10 protein-coding genes are annotated in these 14,067 nt (G+C 67.1%); 5 read left to right on the forward strand and 5 right to left on the reverse strand.

Annotated elements, in window-relative coordinates; genetic code table 11:
* Positions 1-9: 9 nt before the first annotated feature.
* Positions 10-3,006, reverse strand: coding sequence for a (Fe-S)-binding protein (locus M1248_RS28095; protein WP_163734003.1), 2,997 nt, complete (start codon positions 3,004-3,006; stop codon positions 10-12).
* Between the two features lie 148 nt (positions 3,007-3,154).
* Between M1248_RS28095 and M1248_RS28100 the strand changes: the two genes are divergently transcribed.
* The gene (locus M1248_RS28100; protein ID WP_163734006.1) at positions 3,155-3,313 is read left to right on the forward strand and encodes a hypothetical protein; all 159 of its coding nucleotides are present in this window, start codon (positions 3,155-3,157) and stop codon (positions 3,311-3,313) included.
* Here the strand turns inward: M1248_RS28100 and iniR are convergent, their stop codons facing one another.
* Complete coding sequence (iniR, locus tag M1248_RS28105) at positions 3,314-5,851, reverse strand: isoniazid response ATPase/transcriptional regulator IniR (protein WP_163734009.1); 2,538 nt, start codon at positions 5,849-5,851, stop codon at positions 3,314-3,316.
* 3 nt (positions 5,852-5,854) lie between these two features.
* Positions 5,855-7,645: an Hsp70 family protein gene (locus tag M1248_RS28110; protein WP_163734012.1), complete on the reverse strand. Its 1,791-nt coding sequence runs from the start codon at positions 7,643-7,645 to the stop codon at positions 5,855-5,857.
* Between the two features lie 231 nt (positions 7,646-7,876).
* Here M1248_RS28110 and M1248_RS28115 point away from each other — a divergent pair, with 231 nt between their 5' ends.
* From M1248_RS28115 to M1248_RS28130, 4 genes are all read left to right on the forward strand, one after another.
* Positions 7,877-8,386 carry an Rv0340 family IniB-related protein gene (locus M1248_RS28115; RefSeq protein ID WP_317150395.1) on the forward strand — a complete coding sequence of 170 codons (510 nt, stop codon included), beginning with the start codon at positions 7,877-7,879 and terminating at the stop codon, positions 8,384-8,386.
* 264 nt (positions 8,387-8,650) lie between these two features.
* Positions 8,651-9,643, forward strand: a complete 993-nt coding sequence (locus M1248_RS28120; protein WP_163734017.1) for an IniB N-terminal domain-containing protein — start codon at positions 8,651-8,653, stop codon at positions 9,641-9,643.
* Positions 9,644-9,739: 96 nt separating this feature from the next.
* Entirely contained in the window at positions 9,740-11,608 is a 1,869-nt protein-coding gene (locus M1248_RS28125; RefSeq protein WP_317150396.1) for a dynamin-like GTPase family protein, read from the forward strand.
* 22 nt (positions 11,609-11,630) lie between these two features.
* Positions 11,631-13,124: a dynamin-like GTPase family protein gene (locus M1248_RS28130; RefSeq protein WP_317150397.1), complete on the forward strand. Its 1,494-nt coding sequence runs from the start codon at positions 11,631-11,633 to the stop codon at positions 13,122-13,124.
* Here M1248_RS28130 and M1248_RS28135 read toward each other — a convergent pair.
* Together M1248_RS28135 and M1248_RS28140 are read right to left on the reverse strand one after the other, a co-directional pair.
* The gene (locus M1248_RS28135) at positions 13,121-13,606 is read right to left on the reverse strand and encodes a hypothetical protein (protein ID WP_317150398.1); all 486 of its coding nucleotides are present in this window, start codon (positions 13,604-13,606) and stop codon (positions 13,121-13,123) included. The two genes, M1248_RS28130 and M1248_RS28135, sit on opposite strands and share 4 nt — an antisense overlap.
* Before the next feature lie 19 nt (positions 13,607-13,625).
* Complete coding sequence (locus M1248_RS28140; RefSeq protein WP_317150399.1) at positions 13,626-14,063, reverse strand: hypothetical protein; 438 nt, start codon at positions 14,061-14,063, stop codon at positions 13,626-13,628.
* Positions 14,064-14,067: the final 4 nt, after the last annotated feature.

The raw sequence follows: 14,067 nt of genomic DNA on the forward strand, positions 1-14,067 counted from the left end.
AAACGCTGGTCAGCGCTTACCGGGCGGACGCGCACCCTTCGCGATACCCAGACCCTTCACCGGCGCCTCTGGCGCTTCACCGTTGTCCTCGGCGGCAGGCTCAGGCGCAGGACCGGATTCGCCGTTGGCCTCCGGTTCCGACTGTGGCGCAACAGGTTTCGGGGCAGCGGCGGGCGCTGGCTTCTTCGCGCCCGGGCGGCGCGCACCGGGCGCGATGCCCAGGCCCTTGACCTCGGGTTCGGGCGCAGCTGGCGCGGGGGCTTCTGCTTCTGCGGGTGCCGCAGCTTCAGCCGCCGGTGCTGCGGCCTTGGGCGCCGCGGCCTTCTTGGCGCCTGGGCGGCGCGCGCCGGAGGCGATGCCTAGGCCCTTGACCTCGGGTTCGGCCTTGGCCGGTGCTTCGGCTTCGGGCGCAGCTGGCGCGGGGGTTGCCGCGGCGGGAGCGGCGGCGGCCTTCTTGGCGCCCGGACGCTTGGCGCCGCCGGCGATACCCAGGCCCTTGACCGGTGCTGACGCGGCCGGCTTGTCGGCAGCAGGCGCTGCTTCGGCGGCGGGAGCGGCGGCGGCCTTCTTGGCACCGGGACGCTTGGCGCCGCCGGCGATACCCAGCCCCGTGACGGGCTTGGTGTCCGCGGTCGCGGTGGACGCCTTGGCCTCGGGCTCGGCCACTTCCTCGTCGGCCTCGGTCTTTTCCTCGACGGCCGGCACGGCCGCTTCCGCGCGGCTTGCGCGCTCTTCGGATTGCTTGGCAGCGGTGCCCTTCTCGGGCAGCGTCACACCGCTCGTGTCGAGCGACTCCAGCAGCAGCTGTGCCACGTCCTTGACTTCGGCCTTGGGGACGTCCCTGGTCGCGGCGACGTCGTCCACGCCGTCGGTGATCATCACGCGGCAGAACGGGCAACCCGTCGCGATCGTCGACGCGGTGTCCATCGCCTCTTCGGTGCGTTCCACGTTGACGCGCTTGCCGATGTGCTCTTCCATCCACATCCGGGCACCACCCGCACCGCAGCACAGGCCGCGGTCGGCGTGTCGGGGCATCTCGGTGAGCTTGGCCCCGGACGCCCCGATCAGCTCGCGCGGCGCCTCGTAGACCTTGTTGTGCCTGCCGAGGTAGCAGGGATCGTGGTAGGTGACCTCGACTCCGCCGTCGGCGGGCTTGACCGGCACCAATTTCTTGTCGCGGATCAGCCGGTTCAGCAGCTGGGTGTGGTGCAGGACCGTGTAATTGCCGCCCAGTTGCGGGTACTCGCGGCCCAGCGTGTTGAAGCAGTGCGGGCATGTCACGACGACCTTGCGATCCACGCGCTCGACACCCTCGAAGAGCTCGTTGAGCGTCTCGACGTTCTGTGCGGCCAGCTGCTGGAACAGGAACTCGTTACCCGAGCGCCGGGCCGAGTCGCCGTTGCACGTCTCGCCCTCGCCGAGCACCAGATACTTCACGCCCGCCGTCGCGAGAAGTTCGGCGACCGCCTTGGTGGTCTTCTTCGCGCGATCCTCGTACGCGCCCGCGCAACCCACCCAGAACAAGTACTCGTAACCCTCGAAGGACTCGACGTCCTTGCCGTAGACCGGCACGTCGAAGTCGACCTCGTCGATCCAGTTGGTGCGGTCCTTGGCGTTCTGGCCCCACGGATTGCCCTTGTTCTCAAGGTTTTTGAACAGCACACCGAGTTCGCCGGGGAACTCTGACTCCATCATCACCTGGTACCGGCGCATATCGACGATGTGGTCGATGTGCTCGATGTCGACCGGGCACTGCTCGACGCAGGCGCCGCACGTGGTGCACGACCACAACACGTCGGGGTCGATGACGCCACCTTGTTCGAGGGTGCCGACCAGTGGCCGGGTGGCCTGCTCGGGACCCGAACCCATGATTCGTTCGAACCCGGACTCGGGCACGTGATCGTGCGAGTGCTCTTCGTCGTGCTTCTCGCCGCCGAGGTCTTCACCGACGCCACCCTCGGAGGTGTTCTCCAGCGGCGACTCCTTGTCGCCGAGGATGTACGGCGCCTTCGCGAACAGGTGATCGCGCAGGTTCATGATCACGAGCTTGGGGGACAGCGGCTTGCCGGTGTTCCACGCCGGGCACTGCGACTGACAGCGTCCACACTCGGTGCACGTGGTCATGTCGAGGTAGGCCTTCCACGTGAAGTCCTCGATCTTGCCGCGCCCCAGGATGGCGTCCTCGGCGGGATCCTCGAAGTCGACCCGCTCGCCGTCGTACTCGACGGGCAGCAGCGGACCCAGCCCGTTGGGCATCCGCTTGAACGTGACGTTGACCGGCGCCAGACCGATGTGGAGGTGCTTGGAGTGCAGGACGATCAGCAGGAAGACCAGCATGACCGCGATGTGCCCGATCAGCGCCAGCGTCTCGATCCACTCGTTGGCGGATTCGCCGAGGGGATGCAGGATCCAGCCCATGAACTGTGAGAAGAACGCGCCGTTCCCGTAGGGCAGGGCTCCGGTGTTGGCGCCGGCGCCGCGGACCAGCGCGTAGGTCCAGATGACGTTGAAGATCATGAACAGGATCAGCCAGGCGCCGCCGGTGTGCGAACCGTAGAAACGCGAGTCGCGACCGTGCTTCTTGGGCTCGCGAACGATGCGGATGATCGCGAACGTGATGATGCCGAGCAGCACGGCGACGGCGAAGAAGTCCTGCAGGAAACCGAGCGCGTCCCAGCGGCCGACGAACGGGATGTGGAAGTCGTGGTCGACGACCTGACCGAACGCCTCGACGTAGACCGATCCGAGGATGAAGAAGCCCCACATGGTGAAGAAGTGGGCGATGCCGGGGATCGACCAGCGCAGCAGTCGGGTTTGCCCGAAGACCTCCTCGAACTGCGTGGTGATGCGCTTTTTGAGGTTGTCCTTGCGGTTGTTCTCGACGCTGGTCTTCGCGCCGGAACGGATCAGGTTCGTCAGGAAGAGCACGCGCTTGAATGCAAAGCCACCGACGAGGGCGAGCATCAGGACCACTGTGACGATCCTGATCAGCATCTGCGTTTCCACCGCGCGCCTCCCGTCGTTAAGTTACTCAAGGGTAACTTATGCAATGTTACTCGTCAGTAACTTTCGCTGCATGCCTGCTCATAGTTACACCACAGCTGGATTCAGGTCTACGCAGGCTGACCTAACTACGGTTCGCCACACTCATCGGATGGCTGTCGGGGTTGCCGGTGTCGCCGGCGAATGGACTCGCGCCGGCACCCTTTCGGGGCCTATCGGCGGTGATGGCGGCGGTGGCGGCGGCGCGCACTCAGTGGCCGGCGGCGCTGCTGCGGCCGCCGCTGACACCGGTGGCAGGAATCACAGGTAATCAGCCTTGTGGTGCGACCATCGCGCGCAACATCGACAACATCTCCGAACGCGATTCGGCTCCCAGCCGTCGCCGGATCCGCGCGACGTGATGCTCGACGGTCTTCGCTGAGATGAACAGCTGGGTGCCGATGTCGCGGTACGGCATGCCGAGCAATAGGAGCTCGGCGACTTCGCGCTCGCGGTCCGACAGTTTCGTCGCGGCCGGGCGGGTGGGACCGGGGTGGCTGTCGAGGGCTGCGGGTGCGTCGAGGCTCGGCGTCGCATCCAATGCGGTGGTCTGTTTCAGGTCGCGAGCCAGCTGCAGCATCGCACCCGAAACGCGGCCGTCGGGCGTGTGCAACGCGGCCTGCCCCGCCAGCCGGGTGGCATCCCAGGTGAGCCCGAACTGTGACAGCCCGCGCGCCGCCGTGCCGACTTCGTCGGTATCCACGTGGTTGGCGAGCACGCGCAGCCACGTGCGGCCCGCGGTGGCCAACGCCTTGGCGAAGGGGCTGTGTGCGGCGGCGGCGGTCAACGCCTGACCGTGCGGCGCCACCGCCTCCGGTGAATTGGCGAGGATCCCCGCGTGCACACCGGCCCAGCGCAACGGCACCGACCACAACAGCGGGTTGCCGAGCGAGTCCAGCAGGGCGAACGCCTCGTCGAGGGTGTGCTGCAGTCGGTCGATCTGACGCAGCCGGGCCGCTGCCACCCATAGCTCGCCCAACGGCAGCAGGGAGAACAGGTCAATCGAGTACTCGGCGAGCACTTCGGCCGCCGCATACCAATGCTTCTGCACCGCGCCGCTGTCGCCGCTGCGACGCGCGATCGCCGTCTGCAGCGCCGCCGCCCACAGCGCGTCGCGGCGGTGCAGCGCATCGGCGTCCGCGGCAACGGCGGCGACGTCGGCCGTCGCGGCCTGTAGGTGGCCGTCGAGCATTCGCACCCAGCCCAACAACAGCCGGTGTCTGCGGGCGGCGAAGGTTGTGTTCTCTGGGCTTCCGTCGAGTGATGTCCGCACGGCACGGCCGATCACGCTGCGCGCCCGTACGGGGTCGCCGCCATGCAGGGCGGCCAGCGTCACCAGCGCTGCGGGGGTATCGGGTGCGACGCCCGTCGGCGACTGATCGGCGGTGATCGACTGGCCCAGCCGGGCGACCGCCGAAGGGTACGGAGCATCGAGGGACATCAGGAGGCCCTCGGCGAGGCTGCGGGCGGCGCGCGACGTCGACGTCGGCGGGCCCGCGTTCTCGGCGCTGAGCGCCGCCCGGGCTGCGGGCAGATCCCCAACCGCGAGTGACACGATGGCGCCTGCCGAGCCGACGAACGCGTCCGGATAGGGGCCGAGCCAGCGGAAGATGTCGGCGGCCTGCGCGGAGCTGCCGTCGTGCGCAGCGATGCTGGCCGCGATGCGGACCGCGGCCGCGCGTTCAGCCGCGTCGTCGGACCCGAGCAGCTCGTCGGCTATCCGGCCCGCGGTCGCACAGTCGCCCGTCAGGGCGAGCGCGTCCGCCAATCTCGCATTGAGCTTCGTCGCCCCTGCGTCGGCTGCCGCGCGATAAAGCCTTGCTGCCCTTGCGGGTTGGCCATGGCTTTCGACCGCGAGATTGGCCAAAGCACTCGCCAGCCGATCGTCGCGAAGCCCATGCTCGGCCAGCCGCAAAGCGAGATCAGCTGACAGCGTGGACGATTCGATCTGAGAGACGAGCAATGCGATCTCGGTGTCGTGGTGGCGCGCGGTACCGATGATCTGTGCGATGCAGTGGTGTACGGAACGCAGGAAGGTGTGACTGTGCGACGGCTCGATCAATCCGGTCGCGCGGGCGCGGTCCACAAGGAATTGGGCGTCCTGGGCTCCGATGCGCAGCGTCGCAGCGACGTCGTCGGGGCCCAGGCCGGGACTCAGCGAGGTCACCAGCAGCGTGTCCAGCACCGGCTCGTCGAGTCGACGTAGCCGTTCGATGAGCGCGAAGCTCGCCGCCCGCGCGATCGCCGACGTCGGCGCATCGCCCTCGCGGGAGGACGCGGCGGTGATCGCCGGCCCCAACAGGAACGGCAGCCCGGCCGTGGACACCATGAGCGCCCGGATGAACTCGGGTGTCGGTGTGGCGCACAGGATTTCGGCTGCGGCACGCGTCACGTCAGGCGGGCTCAATGCGCCTATCGTCACAACGGGGTTCTCACGTTCGATCGCGGTGGCCAAGGCACGCAGCGCGGGCCGGTGCGCGAGGGGTTCCGTCGCAACGACGACCGTCGAAGCGGGATCGGCCACGCGGTCGACGAGCTGTTCGAGTTCGACATCGTCGAGCAAATGCGCGTCGTCGATCACGATGGCCGCTGCGGGATCGTCACCGCTGCGCGGCGGCCGCGTGAGCAACGGAATCCCGGCCGTACGCAAGGTGTTTCGCACCGCGGCGAGGATCGACGTCTTACCGCTGCCGATGCCTCCTGCTACCAGGAGCTTCACCGGGTCGCCCGGCGCTGCCGTCAGCGCCGCGATGGCGTCACGCGCGGGCGGCGGGATTTCGTTGACGTGCTCCGGCGCCGGTTTGGGCATGGATCACGTGCCGTCGTCGGGAATCACCACGTCAGGAACCACTGTTGTCGTGATGATCGGCTCGTCGGTGGTGGTCGGCGCTTGGGTGGTCGTCGGTTGGGTGGTGGTCGGCTGGGTCGTCGTTGGCTGGGTGGTGGTTGTGGTCGTCGTTGTAGTAGTCGTCGTCGTGGTTGTCGTCGATGACGTCGTCGCTGACGTCGTGGTCGTGGGGGGCGTCGTCGAGGGAGGCGGCACGACGGTGGTGCTCGGCTGGCCGTCGGATCCCGTGACGGTGATGGTCTGCGAGGTGGGTGGTCCCGCGGGCGACGGGCCGGTCTCGAAGGTCGTCGCCGTCTCGGTCACCGGACCCGTGTTGCTGGACGTGCCGGTCAACGTGACCGCGAGACCGCCGATGGCCAACAGCACGGCGGCCGCGGCCGCACCGAACAGGATGGTCGGCCGCTTGTACCAGGGCAGTGGCCCGGGCTCGGGGGTGAAGCCCTCCTCTTCGTGGCTGAACTCCATCGGCGGGCGGGCCGCGGCGCCGGTGGCCGGGTCGAATGTGTAGTCCTCACCTGTGTAGGGCACGGGTTCGCCACCGCCGGGCGCATCTTCTGACCATGCGAGCGAGCGGAACGTCGACGAATCCGTCGCATCGCCGGCCGCGCTGGCCGCGCCCGCGGCGGCCGCGCCCGCACCGGCTGCCCCCGCGACCCAGCCCGCGGTCGGGGCCATCCCCGTGGGAGCATCCGCAGCGGTGGCCATTCCGGTTGCCGCGTCAGCACCTTCGGCCAGCACCGCAGCGCCCGCGGCCGCGTTCACTTGCGATTGCGGGGTTGTGACGACGGGCGCGCGCAGCCGCGTCGAGAGCTGCTGCGTGACCAGCGGGATGTTCGCACCGCCGCCGACGGTCGCCACGGCCGAGACATCGGCAGCGGCAATGTTGTTGCGCTGCAATGTTTCTTCGACGGTATTGAGGAAGCCGTTCAGCGGTGCGGCGATGAGCTGTTCCAACTCGGTGCGCGTCACGCGGACATCGGATGCGAAGCCAGGTAGATCGGCGTGGACGGCCGCGGCGGTCTCGGCGGACAACCGCTCCTTGGCCAGCCTGCAGTCGTTGCGTAACTTGGCCAGCGAACCGACGGCCGCCGTGTTCGCGGGATCGGCGTCGCTCGCCTCCGCGATGCCGGCGACGACATGGTTCAGCAGCGCCTGATCGATCTGATCGCCGGAGAAGTCGGCGTACCGCACCGTCTCACCGATGGTGTCGTAGTTGGCGCCCGCGTCGGCTAGCGTGACGCTGGTACCGCTGCCGCCGAAATCGCACAGCACCACGACGCCGCTGGACGGCAGCCCCGGCGCCGACTGCAACGCCGAAAGTGCGGCGACCGAATCCGGGACCAACGCCGGCGCGACACCGTTGGGAGCCAGGCTCGGGGTGGCGCGCAACGCGCCGCGCAATGCGCCGACCGTCGCCGCACCCCAGTGTGCGGGCACCGCGATCGCGATGGGTGCACCACCGCCGACGGTGCGTGCCATTGCGTCGAGGGCTTCGACGAGCACCTGCTCGCCGCGGTGGGCCGAGCCGTCGGCCGCGACCAACGGCACCGGATCGCCCACGCGCTCGACGAATCCCGTCAGCACCATTCCCGACGGCCGGGTCGAAGGGTCCCCTGAATACTCGGACGGCACGCCGACTTCGGCTGCTCGGTCCTCGAACAACGTGAGCACGGAACGTCGCATCACGGGGGGACGGCCCATGCGAGCCGCCACCAAATTGGTCATCCCAATGGACAACCCGAGAGAGTCGCTCATCTTTTCCTCTGCGTTTCGGCCGACCATCACGATAGCGGCTCTGCATCCCAAAACCCGGAACATCCCCCTATGCCGCGAAAACCCCTAACGTCGGGCCCCCTAATGCCCCGGGTGTAGAGGTGGGTTTCGCACCGATCTCTGCGGCGTCCGCGGTGGATAGCATCGTGACAAGCCATCTGGCTCGTGCCATCTGTCTGTCATCTATATCTGTATTGGGAAGGAGGGTGTTTCATGGCCAACTCGCTGCTCGACTTCGTGATGTCCCTGGTGCGAGATCCCGACGCCGCCGCGCGCTACGCAGAAAACCCAGACCAAGCCATTTTCGACGCCAACCTCACCAACGTGACCACTGCCGACGTCAGCAACCTTATTCCGGTTGTCACGGAGTCACTGGGCGCGGCCCTGCCCGACTTGGCCGACAACGTGTGGGCGAGCGGCGCCGCGACGGCGGCGTTCGACGCGTTTGACGACCAAGTGCCTGTTCAGGCGGTCGACGATGTGCACACGACCATCACCGACTATGTCGATTCCTCCGACGACGTGTTGGACTCCGGACTGGATGCGCTGCACGATTCGAACATCCCCGGGGTGGTCGGTGCCGACGACGGGTCACTCCAATTCGACCAGCCGATCATCGACGACCTGCCGGTGTTCGACCTGCCGGCCGACGGAAATCTCAGCGATACCGTCATCGAGGTCGCCGACATGGATTCCGACCCGTCGGGATACGACATTTTCTGAATCTTCTGAATCTTCTGACCCCCCACCACCACGACTGCGCGGCCGCAAGCGGCCGCGCAGTTTTGTTTTCCGCCCATTGTGAGAGCGACCCCCTAATAACCCCCTAATCCCCTAATGCGGGTCCATGACCCATCCCGAGGTGCCTCGTAGCAGGCAGGGGTTTCGACCCCGTTTCAGAGGGCTCGGCAGCTCCCTAACGTGGTCATCAGTTCGCCGGACAGCCCGGTGACGAGCTTCCGACAACACGACCGAAGGACGACAAAAATGACGAACGTAATCGATTGGCTCCTGGACCTCTTCCGTGATCCGATCCGGGCCCAGGAATTCATCACCGATCCGGCCCGATCCATGGCCGCGGCCAACGTGTCCAACGTGACCGCCGCTCAGGTGCAAGCGGTTGCCGCGACGGTCGCACCCGCTGCAGTCCTGCACGGCGGCGGCGACCCCGTATTCGGGCTGCAGCAGGCCGTTGCTCAGACCCACGGCATCGCCTTCGCCCCGCAGCGCCAGACCGACCTGCTGTCGAACAACGACACCAGTTTCATGAGCCCCGAAACCAACATGTCCAACAGGACGGGTGAGGACTCGCAGCAGGGCGTCGGCAACTTCGACCTGGAATTCGGTGACATCACCTTGGGTGACAAGACCAGCAACACCGCCACCAACGGCGGTGTGGTCAACACCGGGACCGCGGGCGATATCGACGCGACCCATGTCGACGGCGACGGCAATGTGGTCGGTGACGACAACGAGAACGTCAGCACCGGCGACATCGACGATTCCAACGTCAACATCGGTGAGGACAACGAGATCGACGACAGTGGCGACCAGACCGCCGGCGGCGACATCATCTCCGACAACGAAGGACCCGTCATCAACGACAACGACATGAGCGGTGGCAGCGGCGGTGGCGCGGCCGGCGGCGACGGTGGCGGTGGCCTGATCGGCATCGGCAACGACGGCGGCAGCGCGTCCGGCGGGGCCGGTGGTTCCGGCGGCGGCATCGTGATCGTCGACAACGACACCACCGCCGTCGGCGGAGATCAGACCACGGTCGGCGGCGATGCGTCCGGAGGGGCCGCCGGTGGTTTCAGCGCGGTGGACAACTCGGGCCAGGACAACTCGGTCGACAGCTCGATCGACAGCTCTGTGGACAACTCCGGCCAGGACAACTCCGTCGACAGCTCGGGCCAGGTCAACACCTCGGTCGACACCTCGACGGATGTCGACAACACGATTGACGCCGGTCTGTTCTGATACCGCACGACAACGCCACTGGCGGGGATCGAAATTCGATCCCCGCCAGTTCGCGCATCTACCGTTGGGTGCACAACCGCGCTACAGAAGGACCTCATGACGCAACCGAGTGACCCTCGCAAGGTAGCGGCCGGCGAGCCGGCCAGACAGGTCAAGGTCATCGTCGAGCTGATCGACCACACCAGCAAGATCGCTGATGTCAACGAGCGCGGCGACCTGGTCGAGCGGTTGGCGAGGGCCAAGACCCGGATCACCGACCCGCAGATCCGGGTGGTCATCGCCGGGCAGCTCAAGCAGGGCAAGAGCCTACTGCTCAACTCGCTGCTCAATGCTCCCGTTGCGCGCGTCGGTGACGACGAGAGCACCGTGCTGCCGACGGTGGTGTCCTACGGCGAGAACACGTCGGCCAGGCTGATCGTCGCACGCCCGGACGGCGCGGAGCCGGAAGCCATCGACATCCCGATGGCCGACATCAAGACCGATCTGCGCCGCGCCCCACAGGCCGGCGGCCGCGAGGTGTTGCGGGTCGAGGTCACCGCGACGGGCCCGCTGTTGAAGAACGGATTGGCATTCGTGGACACGCCGGGGGTCGGTGGACACGGTCAGCCGCACCTGTCGGCGACGTTGGGCTTGTTGCCCGACGCCGACGCGCTGTTGATGTGCAGTGACACCAGCCAGGAGTTCACCGAACCCGAAATGACCTTCATGCGGCAGGCTTTCGGTATCTGCCCGGTCTCGACGATCATCGCCACCAAGACCGACCTGTATCCCCACTGGCGCGCGATCGTCGAGGCGAACAAGGCCCATCTCGACCGGGCAGGACTGTCGATACCGATGATTCCGGCGTCGTCGCTGTTGCGTAGTCACGCCATCCAGCTCAACGACAAGGAACTGAACGCGGAGTCGAACTTCCCGGCCATCGTGAAGTTCCTCACCGAGCAGGTGCTGTCGCGGCAGAACGATCATATCCGGGATCAGGTGGTTGCCGAAATACGCTCGGCTGCTGAACATCTCACGCTCAAGGTCAGCACCGAGCTGGCGTCGCTCAACGACGCGGATGTGCGGGCCCGGCTCACCGAGGATCTGGAGCGGCGCAAGGAGGAGGCACAGGAGGCGCTGCAGCAGACAGCGCTGTGGCAGCAGGTGCTCAACGACGGAATCTCCGATCTCACAGCCGATATCGACCACGATCTGCGCGGCCGCTTCCGGATCATCGGCCAGCACATCGAAAAGGAGATCGACAACTGCGACCCGACGCAGCACTGGGCCGAGATCGGGACCGAGCTGGAGAACGCGATCGCCACCGCGGTCGGGGACAACTTCGTCTGGGCGTACCAGCGTGCAACGGTGTTGGCCGAAGAGGTGGCCCGCACGTTCACCGAGGCCGGCCTTGAGGCGATCAAGATGCCGCAGATCGACGCCCGCGAGATGGGCGCGAGCCTCGGCGAGATCAAGTCGCTGGCCAATCTCGAAGCCAAACCGGTCGGCAAGGCACGCAAGGTCGGGATAGGCATGCAGGGCTCCTACGGAGGTGTCCTGATGTTCGGCATGATGACGTCGCTGGCGGGCCTGGGCATGTTCAATCCGCTGTCCCTCGGTGCCGGCCTGCTGATGGGCCGCAGCGCGTACCGGGAGAACATGGACAACCGGATGATGCGGGTGCGCAACGAGGCGAAGCTGAGCACGCGCCGGTTCATCGACGACGTTTCTTTCGTCGTGAACAAGGAGTCGCGGGACCGGCTCAAAGGTATTCAGCGCCAACTGCGCGATCACTACCGCGGTATCGCCAACCAGACGACGCGATCGCTGAACGAATCGCTGCAGGCGACGATCGCCGCGGCCACACTCGAGGAGAAGGAACGCAACACGCGCGTCAAGGAACTCGAGCGCCAGCTCAACATCCTCAAACAGGTGACCGACCACGCGGACAAGCTGCTGTCGGAGGCACGGTCGGCGCCCAGCTGACAGGCCTTAAGCTGGTCTGTCGATGAGCACGAGTGACCAAGTGCGCGCGATCCTGGGCGGAACCATCCAGGCCTACCGCTCCGATCCCGCCTACGCACAGCGTCCCGACGTGCACAACGAACTGGACCGCATCGGCCGCCGGCTCAACCAGCCCATCCGCATCGCACTGGCGGGAACGCTCAAGGCAGGCAAGTCGACCCTGGTGAATGCTCTTGTGGGCGAGGACATTGCGCCCACCGACGCCACCGAGGCCACCCGCATCGTCACCTGGTTCCGGCACGGTCCGACACCGAAGGTCACCGCCAACCATCGGGGTGGACGGCGCTCCAACGTGCCGATCGGCCGCGACGCCGTCGAGGGTGGTCTCACCTTCGACTTCGCCACCCTCGATCCCGACGACGTCGTCGACCTGGACGTCGAGTGGCCCGCATCTGAACTGATCGACACCACGATCATCGACACGCCCGGCACGTCGTCGCTGTCCAGAGACGTCTCCCAACGCACGCTGCGACTGCTGGTCCCCGACGACGGCGTTCCACGCATCGACGCCGTGGTGTTCCTCCTGCGCACCCTCAACGCCGCCGACATCGCGCTGCTCATGCAGATCGGCGAGCTGGTCGGAGGATCGGCGGGGGCGCTCGGAGTCATCGGTGTCGCGTCGCGCGCCGACGAGATCGGTGCCGGCCGGATCGACGCGATGTTGTCCGCCAAGGACGTGGCGGCCCGGTTCACCAGCGAGATGGACAAGACCGGCATCTGCCAGGCGGTGGTGCCGGTGTCGGGGTTGTTGGCGCTCACCGCGCGCACCCTGCGACAGAGCGAGTTCGTCGCGTTGGAGAAGCTGGCCGGGGTCGACGCGGCAGAGCTGACCAAGGCGATGCTGTCGGTAGACCGATTCGTGCGCGAGGACAGTTCGTTGCCGGTCGACGCCGCCACCCGGGCCGCGCTGCTCGACCGGTTCGGCATGTTCGGGATCAGGATCTCGATCGCCGTGCTGCGTGCTGGCGTCAGCGATTCGGTGGCCCTGGCCGACGAACTGCTCGAGCGCAGCGGGCTGATCGCCCTGCGCGACGTGATCGACCAGCAGTTCGCGCAGCGGTCGGATCTGCTCAAGGCGCACACCGCGCTGCTGTCGTTGCGGCGCTTCGTGGAGAACAATCCGATCTACGCGAGCCGCGCCATCATCGCCGACATCGACCCGCTGCTGGCCGACACCCATGCATTCGAAGAGCTGCGGCTGCTCAGCCAATTACGTTCGCGGCCAACCACGTTGAACGAGGACGAGATGGCGTCGCTGCGGCGCATCATCGGTGGCTCCGGCACCGATGCCGCCAGCAGACTCGGCTTGCAACCCGATGCCCCCTACGACGGGCCCCGCTCCGCGTTCGCCGCCGCCCAGCGCTGGCGCCGTCGCGCCGAACACCCGCTCAACGATCCGTTCACGACGCGCGCCTGCCGGGCCGCCGTGCGCAGCGCCGAGGCGCTGGTCGCCGAATATGCGGCCAGGGGTCGTTAGGGAGCGTCCGGCGTCACCGTTTCGGTGACCGTGCTCGTTTCCGTGCTCGTGCTGATGCTGGTGCTGACGCTCGGTGTCGTGGTCGTCGTGGTGGTCGTCGTCGGCGGTGTCGTGGTGGTCGTCGTGGTCGTCGGGGACTCGGTGGTCGTCGTCGGCGTGTACGTCTCCGTCACGGTCTCGGGCGCTGACGTGGTCGTCGGCGTGACCGACCGCGAGGTCGTGGTGAGCGGAGTCAACGTCGTCTGCTCGGACGGCGTGTCGCCACCGGTGATGAGCTTGGCCAGGCCGAACACGATCAACGCGATGATCACCGCGCCCAGCGCCCCGAACCCGACGAGCGCGCCCGGCCGACGGAACCACGGGACGTCGTCACCGGGCGGTGGGCCAGGCGGCTCGTCATATCCACCGCCGCCGTAGTTGGCATAAACGGTCGGGTCGTCGTCCGGATGGTTCTGGTCGTCAGGAGATCCGTATCGCGCCACGGGGACCGATAGTAGGCGCTCAGGGATAAGGATTGAGCGTACGCGTGATGTTGGTGCGTGGCGTGCGCCGTGTCGTGCGGGTAGTGGGGCCTTCGTCCTCGTCGTCATCGTTGCGGGTCGTCGGCCGTCTGGTCGAACTCTCGCTGCTCGACGTCGTCTCTGACGATGACGTTGGAGACGTCGAAGGCCCGTCGATGTCGGTGGTCTCTGGCGGACTCGTGCTCGTGATCGTCTGCGTAGTGGTGGTGTCCGTTGAGGGCGACGCCGTTGCCGAGAACGACGGCGTAACGAAGTCGAGAGGGGCTTCTTCGGTCTCGCCGAACTGGCGGGCCATGGCGGTCGCGGCGACGATCAATATGCCGATCACCACGATCGCGAGCACGCTGGCCCCGAGGACCGTGGAGGTGCGATTGTGCCAGGGCTGCCCGTCGTCGTCGTCGAACTGCCGGCGGGCCACGGCG

It is taken from the genome of Mycobacterium sp. 29Ha, from assembly GCF_032883055.1.
Lineage (GTDB): Bacteria > Actinomycetota > Actinomycetes > Mycobacteriales > Mycobacteriaceae > Mycobacterium > Mycobacterium gallinarum.

Excerpts from the sequence above, each read along its gene's own strand:
- M1248_RS28100 (WP_163734006.1), top strand. The coding sequence starts at position 3,155 with ATGGCTGTCGGGGTTGCCGGTGTCGCCGGCGAATGGACTCGCGCCGGC.
- iniR (WP_163734009.1), bottom strand. The coding sequence starts at position 5,851 with ATGCCCAAACCGGCGCCGGAGCACGTCAACGAAATCCCGCCGCCCGCG.
- M1248_RS28110 (WP_163734012.1), bottom strand. The coding sequence starts at position 7,645 with ATGAGCGACTCTCTCGGGTTGTCCATTGGGATGACCAATTTGGTGGCG.
- M1248_RS28115 (WP_317150395.1), top strand. The coding sequence starts at position 7,877 with ATGGCCAACTCGCTGCTCGACTTCGTGATGTCCCTGGTGCGAGATCCC.
- M1248_RS28120 (WP_163734017.1), top strand. The coding sequence starts at position 8,651 with ATGACGAACGTAATCGATTGGCTCCTGGACCTCTTCCGTGATCCGATC.
- M1248_RS28125 (WP_317150396.1), top strand. The coding sequence starts at position 9,740 with ATGACGCAACCGAGTGACCCTCGCAAGGTAGCGGCCGGCGAGCCGGCC.
- M1248_RS28130 (WP_317150397.1), top strand. The coding sequence starts at position 11,631 with ATGAGCACGAGTGACCAAGTGCGCGCGATCCTGGGCGGAACCATCCAG.